The 24636-nt window shown below is 67.4% G+C and carries 22 protein-coding genes; 13 read left to right on the forward strand and 9 right to left on the reverse strand.

The window, feature by feature from the left end; all coding sequences use genetic code 11:
- Positions 1-62: 62 nt before the first annotated feature.
- Positions 63-2771 carry a bifunctional acetate--CoA ligase family protein/GNAT family N-acetyltransferase gene (locus tag CP958_RS22380; RefSeq protein WP_096704418.1) on the reverse strand — a complete coding sequence of 903 codons (2709 nt, stop codon included), beginning with the start codon at positions 2769-2771 and terminating at the stop codon, positions 63-65.
- Between the two features lie 219 nt (positions 2772-2990).
- Between CP958_RS22380 and CP958_RS22385 the strand changes: the two genes are divergently transcribed.
- The 4 genes from CP958_RS22385 (at position 2991) to CP958_RS22400 (ending at position 6357) form a co-directional block, all read left to right on the forward strand.
- Entirely contained in the window at positions 2991-4400 is a 1410-nt protein-coding gene (locus CP958_RS22385) for a bifunctional enoyl-CoA hydratase/phosphate acetyltransferase (RefSeq protein WP_096704419.1), read from the forward strand.
- Between the two features lie 14 nt (positions 4401-4414).
- Positions 4415-5608 carry an acetate/propionate family kinase gene (locus CP958_RS22390; protein ID WP_096704420.1) on the forward strand — a complete coding sequence of 398 codons (1194 nt, stop codon included), beginning with the start codon at positions 4415-4417 and terminating at the stop codon, positions 5606-5608.
- A gap of 102 nt (positions 5609-5710) precedes the next feature.
- Positions 5711-6094, forward strand: coding sequence for a cyclophilin-like fold protein (locus tag CP958_RS22395; RefSeq protein ID WP_096704421.1), 384 nt, complete (start codon positions 5711-5713; stop codon positions 6092-6094).
- A complete protein-coding gene (locus CP958_RS22400) occupies positions 6094-6357 on the forward strand; it encodes a hypothetical protein (RefSeq protein WP_096704422.1) in 264 nt (87 codons plus the stop codon). Before CP958_RS22395 ends, CP958_RS22400 begins: the two co-directional genes overlap by 1 nt.
- A 4-nt stretch (positions 6358-6361) precedes the next feature.
- Here CP958_RS22400 and CP958_RS22405 read toward each other — a convergent pair whose 3' ends face one another.
- From CP958_RS22405 to CP958_RS22415, 3 genes are all read right to left on the reverse strand, one after another.
- A complete protein-coding gene (locus CP958_RS22405) occupies positions 6362-7021 on the reverse strand; it encodes a cyclic nucleotide-binding domain-containing protein (RefSeq protein ID WP_096704423.1) in 660 nt (219 codons plus the stop codon).
- Between the two features lie 89 nt (positions 7022-7110).
- The gene (locus CP958_RS22410) at positions 7111-8598 is read right to left on the reverse strand and encodes an aldehyde dehydrogenase family protein (protein ID WP_096704424.1); all 1488 of its coding nucleotides are present in this window, start codon (positions 8596-8598) and stop codon (positions 7111-7113) included.
- Positions 8599-8608: 10 nt separating this feature from the next.
- Positions 8609-10291, reverse strand: coding sequence for a thiamine pyrophosphate-binding protein (locus tag CP958_RS22415; RefSeq protein ID WP_096704425.1), 1683 nt, complete (start codon positions 10289-10291; stop codon positions 8609-8611).
- A gap of 95 nt (positions 10292-10386) precedes the next feature.
- Between CP958_RS22415 and CP958_RS22420 the strand changes: the two genes are divergently transcribed.
- The gene (locus CP958_RS22420) at positions 10387-10719 is read left to right on the forward strand and encodes a hypothetical protein (RefSeq protein WP_096704426.1); all 333 of its coding nucleotides are present in this window, start codon (positions 10387-10389) and stop codon (positions 10717-10719) included.
- Here the strand turns inward: CP958_RS22420 and CP958_RS22425 are convergent.
- Positions 10661-11152 (reverse strand): CinA family protein, encoded by a 492-nt coding sequence (locus CP958_RS22425; RefSeq protein ID WP_096704427.1) that lies wholly within the window; start codon positions 11150-11152, stop codon positions 10661-10663. The genes CP958_RS22420 and CP958_RS22425 overlap by 59 nt on opposite strands.
- A 2-nt stretch (positions 11153-11154) precedes the next feature.
- A complete protein-coding gene (locus CP958_RS22430) occupies positions 11155-11637 on the reverse strand; it encodes a phosphatidylglycerophosphatase A (RefSeq protein WP_242443072.1) in 483 nt (160 codons plus the stop codon).
- 365 nt (positions 11638-12002) lie between these two features.
- Here CP958_RS22430 and CP958_RS22435 point away from each other — a divergent pair, with 365 nt between their 5' ends.
- Entirely contained in the window at positions 12003-14498 is a 2496-nt protein-coding gene (locus tag CP958_RS22435; RefSeq protein ID WP_242443073.1) for an ATP-binding protein, read from the forward strand.
- Between the two features lie 9 nt (positions 14499-14507).
- On the opposite strand, the gene CP958_RS22440 is transcribed toward CP958_RS22435, so the two are convergent.
- The 3 genes from CP958_RS22440 to dapA are packed head-to-tail and all read right to left on the reverse strand — an operon-like array spanning position 14508 to position 16536.
- Complete coding sequence (locus CP958_RS22440) at positions 14508-15149, reverse strand: sulfite oxidase-like oxidoreductase (RefSeq protein WP_096704429.1); 642 nt, start codon at positions 15147-15149, stop codon at positions 14508-14510.
- Positions 15150-15187: 38 nt separating this feature from the next.
- Positions 15188-15649, reverse strand: coding sequence for an SsrA-binding protein SmpB (smpB, locus tag CP958_RS22445; RefSeq protein WP_096704430.1), 462 nt, complete (start codon positions 15647-15649; stop codon positions 15188-15190).
- A gap of 14 nt (positions 15650-15663) precedes the next feature.
- Positions 15664-16536, reverse strand: coding sequence for a 4-hydroxy-tetrahydrodipicolinate synthase (gene dapA, locus CP958_RS22450; protein WP_096704431.1), 873 nt, complete (start codon positions 16534-16536; stop codon positions 15664-15666).
- 178 nt (positions 16537-16714) lie between these two features.
- Between dapA and CP958_RS22455 the strand changes: the two genes are divergently transcribed.
- From CP958_RS22455 to ilvD, 7 genes are read left to right on the forward strand one after another with little or no spacing between them, the layout of a single operon-like run.
- Positions 16715-17878 carry an efflux RND transporter periplasmic adaptor subunit gene (locus CP958_RS22455; protein ID WP_096704432.1) on the forward strand — a complete coding sequence of 388 codons (1164 nt, stop codon included), beginning with the start codon at positions 16715-16717 and terminating at the stop codon, positions 17876-17878.
- Positions 17875-19008, forward strand: a complete 1134-nt coding sequence (locus CP958_RS22460; RefSeq protein ID WP_096704433.1) for an ABC transporter permease — start codon at positions 17875-17877, stop codon at positions 19006-19008. Before CP958_RS22455 ends, CP958_RS22460 begins: the two co-directional genes overlap by 4 nt.
- 2 nt (positions 19009-19010) lie before the next feature.
- Positions 19011-19700 (forward strand): ABC transporter ATP-binding protein, encoded by a 690-nt coding sequence (locus tag CP958_RS22465; RefSeq protein ID WP_096704434.1) that lies wholly within the window; start codon positions 19011-19013, stop codon positions 19698-19700.
- Positions 19701-19752: 52 nt separating this feature from the next.
- A complete protein-coding gene (locus CP958_RS22470; protein WP_096704435.1) occupies positions 19753-21726 on the forward strand; it encodes a lytic transglycosylase domain-containing protein in 1974 nt (657 codons plus the stop codon).
- Positions 21723-22400 carry a haloacid dehalogenase type II gene (locus CP958_RS22475; RefSeq protein WP_096704436.1) on the forward strand — a complete coding sequence of 226 codons (678 nt, stop codon included), beginning with the start codon at positions 21723-21725 and terminating at the stop codon, positions 22398-22400. The genes CP958_RS22470 and CP958_RS22475 overlap by 4 nt, the downstream gene beginning before the upstream one ends.
- Positions 22401-22403: 3 nt before the next feature.
- Positions 22404-22733 (forward strand): hypothetical protein, encoded by a 330-nt coding sequence (locus CP958_RS22480; protein ID WP_096704437.1) that lies wholly within the window; start codon positions 22404-22406, stop codon positions 22731-22733.
- 37 nt (positions 22734-22770) lie between these two features.
- On the forward strand, positions 22771-24621 hold the full coding sequence (ilvD, locus tag CP958_RS22485) for a dihydroxy-acid dehydratase (RefSeq protein ID WP_096704438.1): 1851 nt from the start codon (positions 22771-22773) through the stop codon (positions 24619-24621).
- Positions 24622-24636: the final 15 nt, after the last annotated feature.

A 24636-nucleotide genomic window follows, 5' to 3' on the forward strand; every position in this document is an offset into this window, starting at 1 on the left:
TCCCCGCCGCATCTTGCGGCAACTTGACTGATCCGGCAACAGCTTAGGGCTATGCCCCCCGCTTATACTGTGGGATCGGGGCCGATCGGGTGTTCCTTCTGCAGTTCCAGTTCCACCTCGACGATGTCGCCGTCGATGGTCCGGATGGGCAGGAAGCCCAGATGCTGGACGAAGGCCAGCATGCGCTGGTTGTCCTTCAGCACCTGGCCGACGATGGTCCGGGTACCGCGCGAGCGGCAGTAATCGATCATCTTGACCAGCAGGCGCTTGCCCAGGCCCGAGCCCTTGAGGTCCGAGCGCACCACGATGGCGAATTCGGCGGCTTCGTTGTCGGGATCGGTGACGGTGCGTACCACGCCCAGCGTTTCCCGGCCGCCCTCGGCCTTGTCGATCTCGCCGATGAAGGCCATCTCGCGGTCGTAGTCGATCTGGGTCAGCCGCGCCATTTCCGAATGGGGCAACTCGTGCACCAGCCCGAAGAAGCGGAAGCGGATGTCCTCGGGGGTCAGCTTGGATACCAGGATGTGGTGGTTGGGCTCATCCTCGGGCCGGATGGGGCGCAGGAAGGTCTTGCGCCCGTCGGTCATGGTGAACCACTCCTCCAGCTCCTTGGGGTAGGGGCGGATGGCGAGGCGGTCGGTGCCGGCCTTGGCCGGGGCCACCACCATGCGGGCGTCGAGCGCCAGCACCCCGTGGGCGTCGGCGAACAGCGGATTGATGTCCAGTTCGACGATCTCGGGGAAGTCGACCACCAGTTGGGACAACTGCACCAGGGCCAGCTGGATGGCCTCCTTGTTGGCGGGCGGACGGCCGCGATAGCCCTCCAGCAGGCGGGCCACCCGGGTGCGCGAGATCACGTCGGCCGCCAGATTCATGTTGAGCGGCGGCAGGGCCATGGCCCGGTCGGCGATGACCTCGACGGCGATGCCGCCCTGACCGAACATGATCACCGGTCCGAACACCGGGTCGGTGGCGACGCCGCAGATCAGTTCCTGGGCGCCGGGGCGCCGCGCCATGCTCTGGACGGTGAAGCCGTCGATGCGGGCGTCGGGATAGACCGTCTTGACCCGCTCCAGCATGGCGTGGGCGGCCTTCTCCACCTCGAAGGCGCCCTGCAGGTTCAGCATCACGCCGCCCACATCCGACTTGTGCAGGATGTCGGGCGAGAGAATCTTGAGCGCCACCGGCTCCTTCATGGCCATGGCGATCTTGCCGGCCAGGGCCGGGCTGCGCGCCACATGGGTCTCGACGGTGGGAATGCCGTAGGCCTCCAGCACCGCCTTGGCCTCCGGCTCGTTGAGGGTGCCGCCGCCCTTGGCCAGGGCCTCGTCGATCAGGAAGCGGGCCCGCTTGGTGTCGGGCACGAAGTCGGTCGGCGCCGAGGCCGGGACTTCCATCAGCAGTTCCTGGTTCCTGCGGTATTCCAGCAGGTGCATGAACGCCTGGATGGCGGCGCGCGGCGTGTCGTAGGTGGGAATGCCGGCGCCGCTGAACAGGTGGCGGCCGCGGGCCACCGCCTCGTTGCCCACCCAACAGGTCATCACGTTGGCGCGCGGCCGGTCCTTGGCGGTCTTGATGATCGCCGCCGCCACGTCGGTGGGGTCGGACACCGCCGAGGGAGCGTGCATGACCAGCACGGCGTCCACCGCCTTGGCTTCCGAGAGAATGTTCAGCGTCTTGACGTAGCGGTCGCCGTCGGCGTCGCCCGAGATGTCGACGGGGTTGCCCGGCGACCAGCCGGGGGGCAGCACCGCCTTCAGCTTGTCGTTCACGTCGTCGGGCAACTGGGCCAGTTCGCCGCCCATGCCGGCCAGATCGTCGGCGGCGATGACCCCGATGCCGCCGCCATTGGTGAGGACGGCCAGCCGCCGGCCCTTCATGGGCTTGGAGCGGGCCAGGGTCTCGACCGCGCCGAAGATTTCGTCGATGTCCTGGACGCGCAGCATGCCGGCGCGGCGCATGGCGGCATCGAACACCAGATCCGAGCCGGCCAGCACTCCGGTGTGGGAGGCCGCGGCGCGCGCGCCTTCCCGGGAACGCCCGGCCTTGATGGCCAGCACCGGCTTGTTGCGGGCGGCGGCGCGGGCCGCCGACATGAAATTGCGCCGCTCGCGGATGGATTCCATATAGAGCAGGATGGCGCGCGTGCCGGGATCGCTGCCCAGGTAGTCGAGCACGTCGCCGAAATCGACCCCGGCCGTGCCCAGATGGATGAAATGGGAAAAGCCGATCTCGCGGGCCCGCGCCCAGTCCAGCACCGCCGTGCACAGGGCGCCCGACTGGGAGACGAAGGCCAGCTTGCCGGGCAGGACGTTCTCGTGGGACGAACTGGCGTTGAGCCCGATGCCGGGGACCAGGATGCCCATGGAATTGGGACCCAGCAGGCGCATGCCGTACTGCCGCATGGCCGCCAGGGATTGTTCCAGCATGGTGGAGCCGTCCTCGGCCCGCTCGAGATGCAGGCCGCCGGTCATGACGCAGGCCGCCTTGGTGCCGCGCTCGCCCAGGGTGCGCAGGATGCCGGGAACGGTGGCGGGCGGCGTACAGATCAACGCCAGATCGGGAGCCTTGGGCAGGCAGGCCACGTCGGGATAGGCGAGCACGCCCCCCACCGAGGCATGTTCGGAGGTGACCGGCATCACCGGCCCGGCGAACTCGCCTTTCAGCAGATTGCGCATCACCACCGAACCGATACTCTTCGGCTTGGTCGAGGCTCCGACAACGGCGATGGATTGCGGGCGGAACAGGGACTTCAGATTGCGGGTGCTCATGGGAATCCCGATATGGCGGTGAATATCCGGCGCAGTCAGGAGATTAGTCCTCTTCCATGGTGCGTCGCAACATCTTGTGAAGCTTGCTTGGAAGATCCCCAAAATCCATCCGGTCTTGACCTTAGTCATCAAGCGGTCATTGTGCGGCGCGGTGGATCAAGGCTATAACTTCGCAGTGCAATAATATTTCGTCGGTATGAGTCCAAAAGGGGATCGGGCATGGTCGAGATGATGGAAAACCGCACGTTCGCCGAGATCAAGGTCGGCGACACGGCAAGCCTGACGCGCACCTGCTCCATGAAGGACGTGGAGCTGTTCGGCGTGGCCACCGGGGATCTCAATCCCACCCATTACAGCGTGGAAAGCGCCGAGAAATTCGGCAATCACCGCAAGGTGGTGGCCCATTCCATGTGGGGCGGCTCGCTGCTGTCGGCGCTGCTGGGCAACGAGCTGCCGGGACCGGGCACCATCTATCGCAGCCAGAACCTGGACTTCGCCGGCGCGGTGGAGGTCGGCGACACGCTCACCGTCACCGTCACCGTCACCGAGAAGATCGCTCCCGCCGATATCGCCCTGGACTGCAGGGGCGTCAACCAGCGGGGCGAGACGGTGTTTTCCGGCAAGGCCCGCGTCGCCGCTCCCGCCGAGAAGGTGGTGCAGCCGCGCATGGAATTGCAGGAAGTGGCATTGCGCCGCCGTCACCACGTGTTCGAGGACATCATCGCCCGCTGCGCCCCGCTGGCGCCCATCTCGGTGGCGGTGTGCCATCCCTGCGATCAGGTGTCGCTGGAAGGCCCGGTGGAGGCCGCCAGGCTGGGCCTCATCGATCCCATCCTGATCGGGCCGGAAGCCAAGATCCGCTCGGTGGCCAAGGAGTTCAACCTGGACATCTCGGGCCTGCGCATCGTCGATACGGCCCATTCCCACGAATCCGCCGAGAAGGCGGTGGCCATGTGTCGCTCGGGCGAGGCCGAGGCCCTGATGAAGGGAAGCCTGCACACCGACGAGATGATGCACGAGGTGGCGTCGCGCGATAAGGGCCTGCGCACCGCCCGGCGCATCAGCCACGTCTTCGTCATGGACGTGCCCACCTATCCGCGCACCCTGCTGATCACCGACGCGGCCATCAACATCTACCCGACGCTCGAGGACAAGGCCGACATCCTGCAGAACGCCATCGAACTGGCCCACGTTCTGGGTGTCGAGGTGCCCAAGGTGGCCATCCTGTCGGCGGTGGAGACGGTGTACCCGAAGATCAACTCGACCATCGAGGCGGCGGCGCTGTGCAAGATGGCCGATCGCGGCCAGATCACCGGCGGCGTGCTGGACGGCCCGCTGGCCTTCGACAACGCCATCAGCGAGGAAGCGGCCAAGATCAAGAAGATCAACTCGCCGGTGGCGGGGCGCGCCGACATCCTGCTGGTTCCCGACCTGGAGGCCGGCAACATGCTGGCCAAGCAGCTGTCCTATCTGGCCGACGCCGATGCGGCCGGCATCGTGCTGGGCGCCCGGGTGCCCATCGTGCTGACCAGCCGCGCCGACAGCGCCAAGGCCCGTCTGGCGTCCTGCGCCGTCGCCGTTCTCTTCGCCCACGCCCGCCGCGCCAAGGGCGCGGTCGCCGCTCAGTAAGGGATACAAGCGAAATGCGTGAAGGTATCCTGGTCATCAATGCCGGCTCGTCCAGCATCAAGTTCTCGCTCTATATCTCCGAGGGGAATGACCCGCCGCTGCTGTCGTGCAAGGGGCAGGTGGAGGGCATCAACGTCGCCCCCCATTTCATCGCCAAGGCGCCCCATGGCGGCGTACTGAACGAGCAGCGCTGGCCCGATCAGCCGAACATGAGTCACGAGGCGCTGTTCAAGTACATGATCGATTGGATCGAGGCCCAGTTGGGCGACGCCGAACTGAAGGCGGCGGGGCACCGCGTGGTGCATGGCGGCTCGCAGTACTCGCAGCCGCTGCTGGTCACCGACGAGCTGATGGAGGAGCTGGAGCGCCTGATCCCGCTGGCCCCTCTGCACCAGCCCCACAACCTGGCTCCCATTCGGGCGCTGACCAAGGTCCACCCCAACCTGCCGCAGGTGGCGTGCTTCGATACCGCGTTCCACCGCTCCAATCCCTGGACGGCGCAGAGCTTCGCCCTACCGCGCAAGATCACCGGCGAGGGGGTCAAGCGTTACGGCTTCCATGGTCTGTCCTACGAGTATATCGCCCGCCAGCTGCGCAAGCTGTCGCCGGCGACGGCGCGCGGCAAGGTCATCGTCTGCCACCTGGGATCGGGCGCGTCCATGTGCGCCATCGATGGCGGCAAGAGCGTGGCCAGCACCATGGGCTTCACCGCCGTGGAGGGCTTGCCCATGGGGACCCGCACCGGCTCCATGGACGCGGGCGTCATCTTGTATCTGCTGCAGCAAAAGGGCATGACCCCCAAGGAGGTCGAGGACCTGCTGTACAAGCAGTCGGGCTTGCTGGGCGTGTCGGGCGTCAGCAACGACATGCGGATTTTGCTGGAAAGCTCCGAACCCCATGCCGCCGAGGCGGTCGAGCTGTTCGTCTATCGCATCGGCCGCGAGATGGGCTCGCTGGCCGCCGCCATGGGCGGTCTCGACTCCATCGTGTTCACCGCCGGAATCGGTGAGCGCTCGCCCCAGATTCGTGAGAGAGTCTGCCGCCATGCCGAATGGCTGGGCGTCGAGATCGACGAGGAAGCCAACCGGCACGATGCCATGCTGATCAGCGGTGCCGACAGTCCGGTTTCCGTCTGGGTCATTCCCACCGACGAGGAAATGATGATCGCCAAGCATACCCGCGAGGTGTTGCGGAACTTGCAGGATTAGTTTCTAGACACCACATATGGTATGGCTATTGTGCTTCTGGTCAATTCCCTTGGGAACTGGCACATTGGGGCCATGACAGGAACCAGCCGGGACCGATAAGGCATGCGTAAGCTGAAGATTTCCATCGGACACCATGTCCTGCACGTCGATCTCTACGATACCGCCACCGCCGACGCGATCCTGGCGGCGGTGCCGTTCGAGACCCGCGCCGCCACCTGGCAGGGCGAGATCTACTTTCAGGCTCCTGTTCACGCCGACCGCGAGGATGATGCCCGCGACGTGGTCGAGGCCGGGGAACTGGCCTTCCGCCATGAAGGCGAGTCCATCGTCATCGCCTATGGCCCGACGCCGTGCTCGGAAGGCGACGAGATTCGCCTGGCGGTTCCCGCCAATATTTTCGGCCGTACCGCCGACGCGGTCGCGTTTCTGGCTACGATCGAGGCGGGCGCCATGGTCCGGGTCGAGGCGGCTGTGGAACAGGCGTGATGGCGTCCTTGCCTATGATGCGGGTGGTGGTCGCCCTGGCGCTGCTGGCCGGACTGTCGGGGTGCGCCGTTGCCGAGCTGACCGCCCATGGCGTCAAGGAATGGGATAAGCGCAATCGCGGTGACCAGGCCAGTCAGACCGCTTCCCAGCCGGCCTCCCAACCCCAGACCCAGGCCCGCGCCGAGGAGGAGCCGCCGCCGCCGGCCAGCGCCCCGGCTGCGCGCCGCTCGTCGGTGACGGTCGAGGAACTGCCGGCCCGGTAGGTATCTAAAGCTTCCGATGACCCTCGGTGCTCATCACGGTCTTGAGGCCGACATTGTGGGCGTCGCCTTCCTCCATGATGTGGTCGTGGCGCTTGTCCTTGGCGCGATTGCCGATTTCCGCCAGCTCGGCCACCGCCTTTTCCACCTTGTCCAGCGCCGCCAGCATCTCCTCGCCCAGGGGGCGATCCTCGATCAGGTTGGCGTAGCGGCTGACATTGAAGGCGAAATAGCGGATCAGCTTGATATTGTCGCGGAAGCTGCGCGGCCGCCGCACGAAGATACGGTGCGAGGTACGGATGTTCTTGATGAACATGTTGACCAGGGCGCGGACGAATTTGTCGGTGGCTTCCAGCTTGCGATTGAAGATGGCCTGCGGCACGCGGGTGACGGCGCAATCGGTGGCCGCGACGGCGGTGGCCATGCGCTCGGAGCTGTCGATCACCGCCATTTCGCCGAAAATCTCGCCCGGTCGGATGGTATCCAGTTCCACCCGCTGACCTTCCACCTGCTGGAAGATCATCACCTTGCCCTTTTCCAGGATATAGGCGGCATCGCCCGAATCGCCCTGGCGGAACAGGACGGCTCCCGCGGCGACGGCGAGCTTTTCCATCTTGGGTTCGCCGAGTTTGGCCTGCGAGGCGAGCGGAGCGCTGATTTCGTTCATGATCCTGGGGGGGAAGGAGCTGAAAGACGCCGAGACTGTGCTCGAATCGCTTCGAGGCCGCAACCGCCAAGACTTGATAAAGTGTGACATTACTCAAGTTCGAAGACGATTCCCTGAGCCAGCGGCAGTTCATGCCCGTAATTGATGGTGTTGGTGGCGCGGCGCATGTAGGCCTTCCAGGCATCCGATCCGGATTCGCGGCCGCCGCCGGTGTCCTTCTCGCCGCCGAACGCCCCGCCGATCTCGGCGCCCGACGGGCCGATATTGACGTTGGCGATGCCGCAATCGCTGCCCGAGGCGGCCAGGAACGTCTCGGCCTCGCCCAGATCGCGGGTGAAGATGGACGAGGCCAACCCCTGCGGCACGTCGTTGTTGAGGGCGATGGCGTCCTCCAGCCTGTCATGGGCCATGACGTAGAGGATGGGGGCAAAGGTCTCCGACCGCACCAGTTCCGTTTGCCGCCTGACCTCCACCAGGGCCGGGCGGACATAGAACGCCCCCTCCCAGCCGCCCACCGCAATTCGCTCACCGCCGGTCACGGTGGCACCTGCGGCGCCGGCCTTGGCCAGGGCGTGGCGCATGGCTTGATACGCCTTGCCGTCGATCAGCGGCCCCACCAGGGTGGCGGGATCGCGGGGATCGCCCACCCGGACGCGGCCATAGACGGCCTTCAGCCGCTCCACCAGCCTGTCGCGGACCGAGCGGTGGACGATCAGGCGGCGCAGCGTGGTGCAGCGCTGGCCGGCGGTGCCGGCGGCGGCGAACAAAACGGCGCGCTCGACCAGATCAAGGTCGGCCGACGGACAGATGATGGCGGCGTTGTTGCCGCCCAGTTCCAGCAGCGAGCGGCCCAGGCGCCGGGCGATGCGCGGTGCCAGCGCCTTGCCCATGGCGGTGGAGCCGGTGGCCGAGACCAGCGCTACCGCCCGGTGGTCGGCCAGGGCGCGGGCGGTGTCCGCTCCGCCGATCACCACTTGGGAGAGGCCTTCCGGCACGTCTCCGAACCGCCCGGCGGCCCGCGTCAACAGGGCATTGACGGCCAGGGCGGTCAGCGGCGTCTTCTCCGACGGTTTCCAGATCACCGGATCGCCGCAGACCAGGGCCAGGGCGGCGTTCCAGGCCCACACGGCGGCGGGGAAGTTGAAGGCGGTGACGATCGCCACCGGCCCCAGCGGATGCCAGGTCTCCATCATGCGGTGCCGGGGGCGCTCGGTGCTGATGGTCAGGCCGTGAAGCTGGCGCGACAGGCCGACGGCGAAGTCGCAGATGTCGATCATCTCCTGCACCTCGCCCAGCCCCTCCTGCAGGATCTTGCCGCTTTCCACGGTGATCAGCAGGCCGAGATCGGGCTTGGCGCGGCGCAGTTCGTCGCCCAGCAGGCGGATCAATTCGCCCCGGCGCGGCGGCGGAACGTCACGCCAGCGGCGGAAGGCTGCGGTCGCGACGTCAACCACCCCATTGACGTCCGCGGTGGCGGCTACCGAGGCGATGACCTCGCCGTGAATGGGGGAGCGAACCTCCAGCGGGCCGCTCGGTGGGGAAAGGCCCAGGCGGGCCAGCAGGCTGGAGACGTCCATGGAGCCTCCTTCAGGATTTGCCGGCCTTCTCCCGAATGGCCGACAGGGTTGTGCGGGTGGTGATGGCCTCGGGGTCCAGCACCAGATGCAGCAGGGCGAGGCGCCCGACGGCCAGAGCCTGCTCGAAGGCGGCGGCGAAGTCCTCGGTGCGTTCGACCCGCGCCGTCCAGGCGCCGTACGAAGCGGCCAGGGCGGCGAAATCGGGATTGGCGAGGTCGGTGGCCAGCGTCCTTCCAGGGTGGGAGGCTTCCTGATGCATGCGGATGGTGCCGTACATGCCGTTGTCCACCACCAGCACCACGGGGGCGAGGCCGTGCAGCTTGGCGGTGGCCAGCTCCTGGGCCGTCATCAGGAAGCAGCCGTCACCGGCGAAGGCCAGCACGGTGCGGTCCGGATGCAGCGCCTTGGCGGCCAGGGCGGCGGGCAGGCCATAGCCCATGGAGCCGTTGGCCGGGGCCAGTTGGCCGGGATAGCGGCGGAAGCGGTGGAAGCGCTGGGGCCAGCCGGTATAGTTGCCGGCGCCGGTGCAGATGATGGCGTCCTCGGGCAGGCGCGCCTCGATCTCGGCCATCACCTTGCCCATGTCCAGGGCGCCGGGGCAGGGATTGGGCACCCGGTTGGCCAGATGATCGGCGCGTACGGCCCTTGTCCAGTCCTTCCACGGCATGGCGGCGGGCGGCGCCAACTGGGCGACGCGTCGGGCGAAGGGCAGCATGGCGGCGACGATGGCGAGGTGGGGACGGTAGACGCGCCCCAGTTCCTCCGCCTCGGGGAAGACGTGGATCAGAACCTGCCTGGGATTGGGGGCTTCGATCAGGCTGTAGCCGGCGGTATCGATGTCGCCCAGCCGGGTGCCCACCGCCAGGATCAGATCGGCGTCCCGCACCCGCGCCCCCAGGCTGGGGGCCATGGAATAGCCCAGCTCGCCCCCATAGACGGCCGAGTCGTTGTCGACGATGTCCTGGCGGCGGAAGCAGGCGGCCACCGGCAAATTCCATCCTTCCGCGAAACGGGTGATCGATGCGGCGGCTTCCGCGCTCCAGCCGCCGCCGCCCACCAGCATCAGCGGGCGCTCGGCCTTGCCCAGCAGTTCCGCCAGCTTCTCCAGGCGGCACGGGCCGGGGTGGGGCAGGGCCGGCGGAAGTCGTTCCACATCGGCAACGACGGCCTGCTCGGCCAGCATGTCCTCGGGCAGGATCAGCACCGCCGGGCCGGGGCGGCCGCCCATGGCGGCGGCAAAGGCGCGGGCCACCGCCTCGGGCAGGCGGTCGGGCGCGGTGATCTCCTCGACGCGCTTGGCCAGGGGGCGGAACATCTGGGCCAGTTCCACCTCCTGGAAGGCCTCGCGCCCCCGGAACGGCCGGTCCACCTGACCGATCAGCAGCACCATGGGGGTGGAATCCTGGAAGGCGGTGTGGACGCCGACCGAGGCATGGGTGGCGCCGGGGCCGCGCCCGACGATGCAGACGCCCGGCCGGCCGGTCAGCTTGCCGTGCGCCTCGGCGGCATAGGCGGCGCCGCCTTCGTGGCGGAAGGCCAGGACCTTGAGGCGGTCGCGGCGGTCCCAGGCGGCGTCGAGGAAAGGCAGGAAGCTCTCGCCCGGCACGCAGGTCACCGTGTCGGCCCCCTGGCCGATCAGGGCATCGGCGAGAATCTCGCCGCCGGTACGGGATGCGGGGCCGGATCGCGACATGGAACTCTCCCACACTTCAGTGAAAGTGGCTGTGACAAGGCTGGCGCACAAGATAGGCTGGGAGGCGCGGCCGCGTCCATGGACCGCTTGGAGGAATGATGGCGACCGACTGGCCCGGACTGGAAAAGCGGCTGGAACTGGCGACGGGGGCCGAACCCGAACTCGACCGCGAACTGGCGATGGCCTTCGCCGTGGCCGAGGCGCCGTTCACCGCCTCGGTTCCCCATTGCCGCACTCTGGTCGAGGCGGCCTTGCCCGGCATGAAACTGCATCTGGGATACGGCGCCAGCGGGATGTTTCCCTACGCCTTGCTGTCGGGGGAGGGGCTGCACGTCGTCTCCGAGGCCCCCACCGTGCCCCTGGCCATCCTCAGGTCGCTGGCGGCGGCAGAAACAGCCCGAGCGCGGTCAGCGCCGCCTGCAGCCTGACGGCGTCGCGGTCGCCGTCGAAACGGTGTTCCGCGTGCCGGGTCGCCTGTCCCCGGCGGGCCAGGGCGAAATGCACCAGCCCCACCGGCTTGTCCGCCGAGCCGCCGCCCGGCCCGGCGATACCGGTTATCGCCACCGCCGCGTCGGCGTGGGAATGGCGCAAGGCGCCTTCGGCCATGGCGACCGCCACTTCGCCACTGACCGCGCCGCAGGTGGCGATCAGCGCGGCGGGAACCCCCAGCATCTCCGCCTTGGCCTCGTTGGAATAGGTGACGAAGCCGCGCTCCACCACCGATGACGAGCCGGCGATGGCGGTCAGCGCCGCCGCCACCAGACCGCCGGTGCAGGATTCGGCGGTGGCGAGCCGCTCGCCGCGTTGCCCGGCGACGCGCAGCACCTCGGCGGCAAGCTCGGTCAAGGGGGCGGCAAGCATGCTCAACTCCGTAAGTGGTTGAAAAGGATCAGCAGTCCCAGGCCGTACGACCCGGCCAGGATATCGTCGAGCATGATCCCCAATCCGCCGCCGATCCGCCGGTCGGCCCAACCCACCGGCCAGGGCTTCCAGATGTCGAAGATCCGGAACAGGGCGAAACCCGCCAGATAGAACAGGGGATCGAGGGGGGCGGCCAGCAGCACCAGCCATTGCCCGGCGACCTCGTCGATGACCACCTCGCCGGGGTCCTCGGTGCCGGTGCGGCGCACATAGACCGAGGACGCCCACCAGCCGACGCCGAAGCAGACCAGGGTGGCGGCCGCCAGCAGGGTCGGGCCGCCCGCCATGGTCAAGCCCCAGGCGAAGGGCAGGGCGGCGGCGGACCCCCAGGTTCCCGGCATTTTGGGCAGCAGCCCGGCGCCGAACCAGGTGGAGAGCAGGGTGGCGGGATGCAGGACGGACAGTCCCGTACGGTGATCAGGCAAGAGGCGGCCTCCATGGAGCGGCGCCACCATACCACCGGGGCCATTGCCGACAACTCTCATCTCAATGTCATATATCTTTCGGTGCGGCAGGATTGTGTATGGCTTTGACAATTATCATCTATAGCAATGAGTTCGTCACAATATTCAACTCGTGCGGGACTGGACAGGGTCTGGTGGGTATGTGAAAATCCTTACCAGTACGAGGCTTCGCCAAGACGGCCGATGACTGATTATTCCGGAACCGTTCGTGCTGTTCATATTATCCTTTTGGATATTTCGCGTTCTTTCGTTTAATGCATCGCGGCATCACAGAGGCGGCAATGAACATGCCTCGGGGAGCAGGACTGATCGGCAGACACGGTCTCATGGCGAGACTGGTGTTCCTCGGCATGGTCACCTGCGTGGCGCTGTGGGCAATCCTTGAATTCATGCATCAGCGGGATTTGGCCGCGCTGGTCGACCGTATCCTGGTGGAACGCCTGGAGCAGAAGGCCGGGCGGGATTCCCTGCGTCTCGAGGCCGTGTTGCGATCCCATCAGGCCCTGGCCTCGCTGGTCGGCCGGTTGGAAGGTGTGGGCGGCGACGGCGAGCCGAACTGGCTGCCTGGCCGGGATGAAAGCGGCGCGTTTCCACCCGTGGATATCCTTGCCACCCTGACTCCGGGCGAACCGCGCCTGTGGGCGTTGGAGGGGCGGACGATTCCCGCCGGACTGGCGATCGCGCTCGCCGCTCTGCCGCCGGGGCGGGTTCAGCGCATTGCTGTCCTCGAATCCGGGGCCGTCCTCATTTCGGCCGCCGCCCTGGCCGGCAATGGGGGGCGGCGGGTGGCGGTGGTCTCGCTGATCGACGACGGCTTTCTGGCGGTGACCATGGGGGCCTACCTGGATCGCGGCTTTGCCATGCTGGCGAGCGAACCGGGCGGTGGCCGGGTGGTGGCCCGCGCCGGAACTTCGGATGCGGCATTGCCGCCGGGTGAGCTGAAGGATTGGGCCGAGACGTTCCTGGTGGCCGGGATGGGGGTGTTCGGCGCCGGTGATGGATTCGCCGGGCTGGCCTTCGCCAGCGCCCTGCCGCGCGACCGGCAGGGGGTGATGAGCGAGCCGCTGATCGCCATGGAACGGTCCAGCCGCACCATCATGGGGGCCGGGCTCAGTTCGCTGTTCTTTGCCGCCCTGGTCTATGTGGCGTGGCGAATCCGTGAATCGGCCCGGCGGGTCGCCGCCAGGACCCGCCAGGTCTTCGGTGCCGAGAGCAGGAAGACCGCCGGCCGCGACGAACTGGATCATCTGGAGGCCGAGGTGGAAATCCTGGTCTCCGAGGTCGAGCGCTCCCGCCGCGCCCTGCGCGACGAGGAGGAGGCACGTATCGGCCTGCTGACCGAGCAGATGGCCTTGACCACCGAGAACGAGCGACTGAGGCTGCTGCAGTCCGTTACCGAAATCATGGGGATCGGCATCATCCGCGTCACCGACGCGGGGCCGCAGGCGGAAAATGCCGTCATGCGCGGTTTCGCCGAGGCGGCGAAGGGATTGGAGCCCTTCCTGCAGGCGCGGACCAGCGGCGATGACGTGGTGCGGACCGGCGACGGCGACGACGCCCGTATCTTCGAGACCAAACTGGCCCGCACCGTGGATACCGGCCTGATCCTGGTGGAGGACACCACGGCACGGCGCAAGGCCGAGGAAACCATCGCCATCTTCGCCCAGTTTCCGTCCCAGGACCCCAATCCGGTGCTGCGGGTGAACGGTGACGGCGTGGTGACCCACGCGAACCAGGCCGCATCGCGGCTGCTGGAGTTCTGGATGATCGACGTGGGCGAGGCGTTGCCCGATGATTGGAGGGGCAGCCTCACCGAGGCTCTGCATACCCGCTCGCAGACCGAGATCGAGATCACCATCCGCGACCGCATCCTGTCGCTGGTGCTGGTTCCGCTGCCGGAGGCCGGGGTGGTCAACGTCTACGGCAGCGACATCACCGGCCGCGTCGCCGCCGAGCGTTTGCTGCACATGGTCAACGAAAGCCTGGAGCGTCGCGTCCATCAGCGCACCGAGGCCCTGAAGGCGGAGATCGCCGAGCATATCCGCGCCGAGCGGGAACTGGTGGCCGCCAAGGAGCAGGCCGATCTGGCCAACCGGGCCAAGACCGAGTTCCTGGCCAATGTCAGCCACGAATTGCGTACGCCGCTCAACGCCGTGATCGGCTTCTCCGAGGTGATGGTGGCCGAGATGTTCGGTCCCCTGGGCTCGGCCCGCTATACCGGCTACGTCAACGATATCCTGACCTCGGGGCGCCATCTCCTGGCGGTGATCAACGACATTCTCGACATCGCCAAGATCGAGGCCGGCCAGATGGAATTCGACATGGCCCCGGTGGAGCCGTCGGAAGTGGTGGCCGCCGCGGTGCGCATCGTCGAAAGCCGGGCCGATGCCGGCGGCTTGTTCCTGGGCACCCGGGTGGCGGAGGATGTTCCCACCCTGTGGGCCGATCGCCGCCGGCTGCTGCAGATTCTGGTCAACCTGCTGTCCAACGCCGTCAAGTTCACCCCGGAAGGCGGCAACGTCGAGGTGTCGGTGGACATGATGGGCGACCATGTGGGTTTCACCGTCTCGGATACCGGTATCGGCATGAGCGACGACGAGGTGGTGGTGGCCATGCTGCCCTTCCGTCAGGTGGACGGCAGCCTGTCGCGCCGTTACGACGGTACCGGTCTGGGACTGCCCCTGGTGCGGGCCTTCGTCGAACTGCACGGCGGCCATCTGGATATTTCCAGCCGCAAGGGGGCGGGGACCAAGGTCACGGTGCGCCTGCCGCTGGGACCCTATCCCGACCGGGCCGGACAGTTCCAGAACGCCGGGGAGTAGGCGTTTCGGTCAGGTGTACCGCTCTTCCTTCCACGGGTCGCCCTCGCCGTGATAGCCGCGCAATTCCCAGTATCCGGGAGTATCGTGGTCGGAGACGGTGATGTGGCGCAGCCATTTGGCGCTTTTCCAGAAATACAGCTTGGGGATGACCGCCCGTACCGGCCCGCCATGCTCGCGGGGCAGGGGCTGGCCCTGCCAGGAATGGGCCAGCAGCACGTCGTCGTCGGCGAAGCGGGCCAGCGGAATGTTGGTGGTATAGCCGTCGAAACTGCGCAGCAGCAGGAAGCGCGCCTCCTTGCGTGGTCTGACCGCCGCCAGCAGATGCCGTGCCGAAACCCCCGCCCAGGTATTGTCGTAGCGCGACCATGTGGTGACGCAATGGATATCGCTGATCAGTTCGGTCTGCGGCTGGGCCATGAAGGCGGCCCAATCCCAGCGGATGGGATTCTCCACCATGCCGCCGACGCTCAAGGACCAGTCGCGGGTGGCGAGGTTGGGCTGGTCGCCCAGATCGAGGACGGGAAAGTCGAAGGTCTCGCGCTGGCCGGGCGGCAGGCGGCGGGCGGCGGGGGCCGTCTTTTCGCCGGTCAGGCCGCGCCCTTCGCGCGCCCACTTCTCCTTGGCGGCGATCAGCTTGTCCTTGTCGGTCATGGTGTGTCCTTCGGGCTGCCTGCCGAAGAGATGGGGACTCAGCCCTTGTCGCGCATCAGGCGGGCCTTGTCGCGGTTCCAGTCCCGCTCCTTGATGGCTTCGCGCTTGTCGTGCAGCTTCTTGCCCTTGGCCAGGCCCAACTGGATCTTGGCGATGCCCCGCTGGCCGAAATGGATGTCCAGCGGCACCAGGGTCATGCCGTCCTTGGTGATGGCGCTCATCAGCTTGGCCATCTCGCGCTTGTGCAGCAGCAGCTTCCTGGGCCGCCGCGTCTCGTGCGGGAAGGGCATCTTGGACTGGTATTCGGGGATATAGGCGTTGAACAGGTACAATTCGCCCTGCATGGGGCCGGCAAAGGCTTCGTTGATGTTGCCTTTGCCGACCCGCAGGGATTTGACCTCGGTTCCGACCAGCATGATGCCGGCCTCGACCTCGCTCACGATGAAGTATTCGTGGCGCGCCCGGCGGTTTTGAGCGGCGACGTGGCCGGGAAGCACCATGACCCCGATATCCTTCAGATCAGGCCGGCAGCCTTCATGGCCGCCTCGACCCGGTGGCGGGCGTTCTCGCTGGCCGGGACCAGGGGCAGGCGCACCTCGGGGGTGGACTTGCCCAGCAGGCTGGCGGCGTACTTCACCGGCGCCGGGCTGGTCTCGCAGAACAGGGCGTCGTGCAGCGGCATGAGCTTCTTGTTCAGCTCGTTGCAGGTGGCCAGATCGCCGGCGGCCCAGGCGTTCTGCATCTGGGCGCACAGCTTCGGCGCGATGTTGGAGGTCACCGAAATGCAGCCCACGCCGCCCTGGGCGTTGAAGGCGATGGCGGTGGCGTCCTCGCCCGACAACTGGCACAGCCGGTCGTCCAGGGCGGCGCGGATGCGCAGCGGCCGGGCCAGATCGGCGGTGGCGTCCTTGATGCCGGCGATGTTGGGCAGCGCCGACAGCCGCACGAAGGTGTCGACACCGATGTCGACCACCGAACGGCCGGGGATGTTGTAGACGATGATCGGAATGTCCACCGCCTTGGCGATGGCCTCGAAGTGGCGGAACAGGCCTTCCTGGGTCGGCTTGTTGTAATAGGGCGCCACCACCAGGGCCGCGTCGGCTCCGGCCTTCTTGGCATGACGGGTCAGCGCGATGGCCTCGTCGGTGGAGTTGGAGCCGGTGCCGGCGATGACCGGAACCTTGCCCTTGGCCACTTCCAGGCACAGCTCCACCACGCGGTGATGCTCGTCATGGGACAGGGTGGGCGATTCGCCGGTGGTGCCGCAGGGGACGACCGCGTGGGTGCCCTCGGCGATCTGCCAGGCGACCAGATCCTGGAACGCTTTCTCATTCACCTTTCCATTGAGGAAGGGCGTGATGAGAGCGGTGATGGATCCCTTGAACATGGCAGTCTTCCCAGATGGGTTGGTCGAAAAGAGCTAGGGACATTAGCCGCAACCGCATCCGGGAGCAAGATGACCATGCGCGACTCATGACAGTCATGACGGAAACCTGGGTTGGCACGGTAAATTAGATGTGTCTAAATAAGCATCGAATATCATCTTTTGCCCGAGGACTCTGTCGATGAAGGTTGTTGCCGTGCTGCGTGCCCACCCGCGATTGGCCGTGGCGCTGGCTTTGGTGCTGGCTGGTCTGGCCGTGGGGCGGATGGCGCTGGGAGGCGTCACGGTCGAGGTGGCGGTTCCGTCGCACGACGTGCCGATCCGGGTCTATGGACTGGGCACCATCGAGGCCAAGGTCTCCTCCAAGATCGGCTTCGCCGTGGCGGGAACCCTGAGCGAACTGCACGCCGATGCCGGTGACCTGGTGGCCAGGGGGCAGGTGCTGGGCCGGCTGGACGACGCCGAGCAGCGGGCCAAGGTGGCCGCCGCCCGCGCCCAGTACGACAAGGCCATGGCCCAGTCCACCTCGGCGCGGGCCATCGTCGCCAAGACCGCCGCCAACCGCGCCCAGAAGGAGCGGGTCAGCCAGCGCCGCAGATCGCTGGTGGCCTCGGGGACGGTCAGCGAGGAGACGTTCGGCGACGCCCATGCCGCCGCAATCAGCGCCGGTGCCGATGCCCAGGCCGCCAACGCCGACGTGGCCCTGGCCCTGGCGACCCTGGCCGATGCCCGCGCCCAGTTGGAACTGAATGAGGTCCTGCTGGCCCGTCACACCCTGACCGCTCCTTATGACGGCCGGATTTCGTTCCGTTCGCGGGAATTGGGCAGCGTGGTGGCGCCGGGCGAGGGCATTTTCACCCTGTTCGATCCCGAGACCGTCTGGGTGCTGTCCTATGTAGACGAGACCCTGGCCGGTGGCGTGGCGGTGGGCCAAGACGCCGAGGTGCGGCTGCGCTCGGCTCCCGCCAGGCGTTTTGCCGGCCGGGTGGTCCGCATCGATATCGAAAGCGACCGCACCACCGAGGAGCGGAAAATCTATGTGGCCTGTGCCGAGTGCCCCCAGCATCTGGGCGAGCAGGCCGAGGTGGTGATCGATACCGCGCGGGTGGATGGCGCCATTCTGGTGCCCAGCACGGCCATCGAGGGATTCGACGGCCGCCAGGGGCTGGCCTGGGTGGTGGAGAACGGGCGGCTGGCCCGCCGCTCGCTGTCCTTCGGGCATCGCACCCTGGATGGCCGCCTCGAGGTGGCCGGTGGCCTGGCAGAAGGAGCCAGGGTGGTGACCCGGCTGGTCTCCGGTCTGGCCGAGGGGCGTTCGGTCCGTACCCACGACGCGTCACCATGAATCTGGCGCTGCGCGATATTCGCCATAAGCTGGGGCGTTTCCTGCTGACCTGCCTGGGGCTGGCCCTGCTGCTGGGCGTGGTCTTGTCCATGATCGGCATCTATCGCGGTCTGGTGGATGACGCCCTGTCCCTGGTGCGTGCTCCCGCCGCCGATCTTTGGGTGGTGGAGGCCGGGTCGCGCGGGCCGTTCGCCGAGGCATCCCGCATGCCCGGCGACACCCGCGAAATGGTGGCCCGCGTTCCCGGAGTGGCGGAGGCCGGTTCCGTCACCTATCAGACCGTCGAGACCACCCATCAGGGCCGCAAGCTGCGCTTTCAGGTGGTCGGCTACGAGCCCGGCCGCATGGGCGGTCCGGCGGCCATCGAGACGGGCCGGGCCATCGCCCTTCGCCACGGCGAGGCCGTGGTCGACCAGCGGGCGGGCATTCCCCTGGGCGACCGCATCCATCTGGGGCGGGACGATTACCTGATCGTCGGTGTGACCCGCAACCACCTGTCCACCGGCGGCGATCCGGTGATGTTCCTCAGCCTGCGCGATGCCCAGGACCTGCAGTTCCTGCCCAAACCCTCCACCTACCGCCGCGATCAGGCCCGTGGCGCGCCGCCGCCCGCCCTGGATACCGTCAACGCGGTGGTGGCCCGGCTGGGGCCGGATGCCCCGGCCGACCGGGTGGCCCGCGAGATCGGGCGCTGGAAGCATCTGGGCACCGCCACCCAGGCGCAGCAGGAAGCCATCCTGGTGGAATCCGTGGTGGAAAAGGCGCGGCGCCAGATCGGCCTGTTCACCGCCATCCTGATGGTGGTGTCGGCGGTGGTGATCGCCCTGATCATCTATACCATGACCATGGACAAAACCCGTGAGATCGCCACCCTGAAGCTGATCGGCGCCCCCGACCGGACCATCGTCGGGCTGATCCTGCAACAGGCCCTGGCCATGGGGCTGATCGGCTTTTCCATGGGGTTGATCCTTGTCAACCTCGTGGCTGACAAGTTTCCCCGCCGCGTGCTGCTGCACGCCGAGGACGCCCTGATGCTGGGCGTGGTGGTACTGATGGTCTGCGTCGTCGCCAGCGGCCTGGGCGTCCGTCTGGCCCTGCGTATCGAGCCGGCGGCGGCGTTGGGAGGCTGAGAATGAGCGCCTTGGCAGAGTTGACGGGCATCGCCAAGCATTTCGGCGAGGGAAGCTCGCGGGTCGATGCCCTGCGCGGCGTAGACCTCTCCCTTCATCCCGGCGAGGTGGTGGGCCTGTTGGGCCCCAGCGGTTCGGGCAAGAGCACGCTGCTCAACATCATCGGCTGCGTCGTCGAGCCCAATGCCGGGCGGATGGTGCTGGACGGGATGGTGGTCTATGACGGAGCCTGGACCGGCGGTGATTTGCGCCGGCTGCGGCTGGACAAGATCGGCTTCATCTTCCAGTTCCACAACCTGCTGCCCTTCCTCAACAGCCGCGACAATGTGGCGGTGGTGCTGGAACTGGCCGGGCAGGACGGCCGGGCGGCGCGGCGCGGCGCCGACGAATTGCTGGAATACCTCGAGGTGGGCGGCCGTGCCGAGGCTTCTCCCGGCCAGTTGTCGGGCGGCGAGGCCCAGCGGGTGGCCATCGCCCGCGCCCTGGCCAACCGTCCCCGTCTGATTCTGGCCGACGAACCCACGGCGGCTCTCGATTCCCAGCGGGCGGCCATCGTCATGGACCTGCTGATCAAGGTGGCGCGGGAACAGCATGCGGCGGTGCTGGTGGTCAGCCACGACGAGAAGATCTACGACCGCTTCGACCGCATGGTCCGGGTACGCGACGGAGTGCTCGAAAGCGGTTCGGCTTGAAAGGGCTCCGTAGAGCCCTCTAGAATACGCCCCCGCTGAATGATCCCACTGGATGCGTCCGTTGAAGGTTCTGTCCTCCCTCGTCCTCGCCGCGTTTGTCCTCCTGAGCCTGCCCCGGCCCGCGGTGGCCGAGGGTGACGTGGCCCTGACCCGGCAGGTCATCGCCGCCGCCAAGCGCGACCATTTCGACGAGGCCGCCCGGCTGGCGCGGCAGTCCCATTCCAAGGTTCTGCCCCGGCTGGTGACCTGGATGGCCTATGTGTCGGGACGCTCGGGGGCCGATTTCGCCCAGTTGGCGGCCTTCATCCACGCCAATCCCGAATGGCCGATGATGAGCCAGATGACCAAGCGGGCCGAGGAATCCATCACCGCCGCCACGCCCATTCCCCAGGTGCTGGCCTGGTTCGACAGCCACCCGCCCACCACCGCCGATGGCGGCCAGGCCTATGCGCGGGCCCTGTTCGCCGCCGGCCGCGACGAGCAGGCGGTGCAGGTGATCCGCGACACCTGGGTCAATCTGAGCTTCGGGGCGCTGCAGGAAAAGCAGTACCTCAATCTCCTGGGCGAGCATCTGCGCTACGAGGACCATTGGCGCCGCCTCGACCGGCTGCTGTGGGACCGGCAGGAGACCTCGATCCAGCGCATGATCATGAAGGTGGATGCCGGCCATCGCGCAGTGGCGCAGGCCCGTCTCGCGCTGCAGGCGGGCAAGGCCAACCCCGAGCCGCTGATCAACGCCGTTCCCGCCTCGTTGCGCGACGATCCCGGCCTGATCTACGAGCGGGTGCGCTGGCGCCGCCAGAAGGATCTGGACGAGGACGCGCTCGACCTCCTGGCCCATCCGTCGCGCAACAAGGTCCGTCCCGACCTGTGGTGGCAGGAGCGGGCCATCCTGGCGCGGCGCGCCCTGCAAAAGGGGCTGGTGTCGCGGGCCTATCAGGCGGCGGCCGACCACGGGCTGGAGGGCGGCACCCAGTACGTGGACGCCGAGTTCCTGGCCGGCTGGGTGGCGCTGCGCTTCCTCGACGACAAGACCACCGCCATTCACCATTTCACCCGCCTGCACGAATGGGCCAGCCATCCCATCTCGCGGGCCCGTGCCGCCTATTGGGCGGGGCGCGCCTTCGAGGCGGCGGGCGACGCCAAGGCGCGGGAGTGGTTCACCCGCGCCGCGCGCTATTCCACCACCTATTACGGCCAGTTGGGGGCGTCCCGGCTGGGCGACCATCATTGGCCGCTGCCCGACGAGCCGCAGCCGACGCCCGAGGACGTGGCGCGCTTCGAGGGCCGCGACGTGGTCGCCGCCACCCGCCTGCTGATGCAGGTGGGGGAAAGCGAATTGCTGCGCTCGTTCTTCATCCGCCTCAACGACACCGTCCAGACGCCGGGCGAGCGCGCCCTGGTGGCCGGGCTGGCCACCCGCACCGGGCGGCACGACCTGGGGCTGACGGTGGCGCGGCGGTCCGACCGCGAGGGCGTCACCCTGGTGAACGCCGGCTGGCCGATTCCGCCCCTCGATGCCGACGAGAGCAATCCCGAAAAGGCCCTGGTCCTCGCCCTGATCCGCCAGGAAAGCGGCTTTGTCGCCGATATCGAATCGCCGGCCGGGGCCAAGGGGCTGATGCAGCTTCTGCCGTCCACCGCCTCCAAGGTGGCCAAGGCCCTGAAGCTGAAGTTCCACGTGGACAAGCTGGACGAGCCCAATTTCAACGTCCAGGTCGGCTCCGCCTATCTGCGCGACCTGGTGAGCGCCTTCGAAGGCTCCTACATCCTGGCGCTGGCCTCCTACAACGCCGGGCCGGGGCGGGCGCGGCGCTGGATTCGCGAATACGGCGATCCCCGCGACACCAACGTGGACGTGGTCGACTGGGTGGAGATGATCCCGTTCAGCGAGACCCGCAACTACGTGCAGCGGGTGATGGAAAGCGTCGCCGTCTACCGCGCCCGTCTCGGCAAGCATGCCGGTCCCACCCTGGAAGCCGACCTGAGGCGCTGGGCCCGCCGCACGGCGGAGGCCCGGCCGTGACTCTCGCCCCCGTCGGGGCGTGTGTCTTCGACGCCTATGGCACCCTGTTCGATCTGGGAGGCATCCCCCGGTCGGTGCGGGTGGAACTGGGTGACCGGGCCGATACCCTGATGCGCGTCTGGCGCCGGCGGCAGTTGGAGATCAGCTGGCTGCCGCTCCGGCCGGGGGCTCACGCCGATTTCTGGCGGGTGACCGACGAGGCCCTGGATTTCGCCATGGAGGCCGTCGGTGTCGACGACCGGCGCCTGCGGCTGCGCCTGATGGAGGGCTGGCTGACGCCGGCGCCCTATGCCGAGGTGGCCAAGACCCTGGGCCGCTTGCGGGAGATGGGCTACCGGACGGCCATCCTGTCCAACGGCTCGGTCCGCATGATCGAGGGCGCGGTGGCGGCCGCAGGGCTGGGGGATCGTCTGGACGCGGTGCTGTCGGCGGAAAAGGTCGGACGCTTCAAGCCCGATCCCCTGGTGTACCAGGCGGCGGCGACCCATTTCGGCCTGGCGCCGGAAAGCGTATGCTTCATATCGGCCAACGCCTGGGATGTCAGCGGCGCCGCCGCGTTCGGCTTTCAGGTGGTGTGGATCAACCGTGATGATACCCCGGCGGAGAAGCTGCCGCTGGGGACAAGGGCGACGGTGGCGAATCTGGCCGAACTGCCGATAATTTTGGGAAGGTGAGCCATGGATGAACTGGAAGAGCTGCGGGCCGAGAACGAGGCCCTGCGCGCCGAACTCGAGGAATTGCGCGCCGAGATCGAGGATTTGCATGGCGACGCCGACCTGGAATCCTGCCATATCGCCGGGTTGACCGCCCAGATCAGGGCGCTGATCGCCGAGGGCGATGCCTGCCCCAACAAGGATGCCCATCCGCTGCTGGTGCGCGAGAAATACACCCATGCGCGCACCGGGGAGGAAGTGGTCAAGACCCGCGCCTTCCCGCTGTACCGCGAGGCTTTCGACGCCGAGGCCGAGCGCCTGGGCATCGCCAATCCTGAGAAAGTCCGGGGCTGACCCGGTTCCCGTTTCCGCCAGACGAAGGTTGACTTCAATGCCCGCTTATCGTTCCCGTACCTCGACCCACGGCCGCAACATGTCCGGCGCCCGCGGCCTGTGGCGCGCCACCGGCATGACCGATGCCGATTTCGGCAAGCCGATCATCGCCATCGCCAATTCCTTCACCCAGTTCGTGCCCGGTCACGTGCACCTCAAGGACCTGGGCCAGATGGTGGCGCGCGAGATCGAGAAGGCGGGCGGCGTCGCCAAGGAATTCGACACCATCGCCATCGACGACGGCATCGCCATGGGGCATGCGGGCATGTTGTACTCGCTGCCGTCGCGCGAGCTGATCGCCGATTCCGTGGAGTACATGGTCAACGCCCATTGCGCCGACGCCATGGTCTGCATCTCCAATTGCGACAAGATCACTCCCGGCATGCTGATGGCGTCGCTCCGCCTCAACATTCCGACCATCTTCATCTCGGGCGGCCCCATGGAGGCCGGCAAGGTCACCTATCAGGGCGAGACCCACGCGGTGGACCTGATCGACGCCATGATCAAGGGCGCCGACCAGAACGTCTCCGACGAGGAGGCCCTGGCCTTCGAAAAGGAAAGCTGCCCCACCTGCGGTTCGTGCTCGGGCATGTTCACCGCCAATTCCATGAACTGCCTGATCGAGGCCCTGGGCCTCGGCCTGCCGGGCAACGGTACGGTGGTCGCCACCCATGCCGACCGCAAGGAGCTGTTCCTGGAAGCCGGGCGGCGCATCGTCGATCTGGCCAAGCGTGCCTATGAAGGCGACGACGCCTCGGTCCTGCCGCGCTCCATCGCCACCTTCCAGGCCTTCGAGAACGCCATGACGCTCGATATCGCCATGGGCGGCTCCACCAACACCGTGCTGCACCTGCTGGCCGCCGCCCAGGAAGCGGGGGTGGCGTTCGGCATGGGCGACATCGACCGCCTGTCCCGTCGGGTGCCCTGCCTGTGCAAGGTGGCCCCCAACGTGCCCGACGTCCATATCGAGGACGTGCACCGGGCAGGCGGTATCATGGGTATCCTGGGTCAGTTGGACCGGGGCGGGCTGATCAACCGCGATTGCGGCACCGTTCATTCGCGCACCCTGGCCGAGGCCCTGGACAAGTGGGATATCTCGCGCTCCGACGACCCCAGGGTGCACGAGCTGTTCAAGGCCGCCCCCGGCGGCGTGCGCACCACCCAGGCCTTCGGTCAGTCCAAGCGCTGGGCCGAGGTGGACAAGGATCGCGTCAAGGGCGTCACCCGCTCGGTTGACAACGCCTTTTCCAAGGACGGCGGACTGGCGGTACTGTTCGGCAACCTTGCCCTGGACGGCTGCATCGTCAAGACGGCCGGCGTGGACGACAAGAACCTGACCTTCTCGGGTCCGGCGGTGATCTGTGAAAGCCAGGACGAGGCGGTGGCCAAGATCCTGGGCGGTCAGGTCAAGGCCGGCGACGTGGTCATCGTCCGCTACGAAGGCCCGCGCGGCGGGCCGGGCATGCAGGAGATGCTTTATCCCACCAGCTACCTGAAGAGCATGGGCCTGGGCAAGGAATGCGCCCTGATCACCGACGGCCGCTTCTCGGGCGGCACCTCGGGTCTGTCCATCGGCCACGTCTCGCCCGAGGCGGCGGAAGGTGGTGCCATCGGCCTGATCGAGACGGGCGATATCATCGATATCCATATCCCGAACCGCAGCATTGCAATCCGGGTGTCCGATGCCGAACTGGAAAAGCGGCGCCAGGCCATGCAGGCCAAGGGTGCCAAGGCGTGGAAGCCGGTCGACCGTGACCGGCAGGTTTCGGCGGCGCTTCGTGCCTACGCCGCCATGACCACCAGCGCGGCGCGTGGCGCGGTACGCGACGTCTCCCAGCTGGAACGCTGAGGAAAGGATCGGCCG

The organism is Magnetospirillum sp. 15-1 (assembly GCF_900184795.1).
Lineage (GTDB): Bacteria > Pseudomonadota > Alphaproteobacteria > Rhodospirillales > Magnetospirillaceae > Phaeospirillum.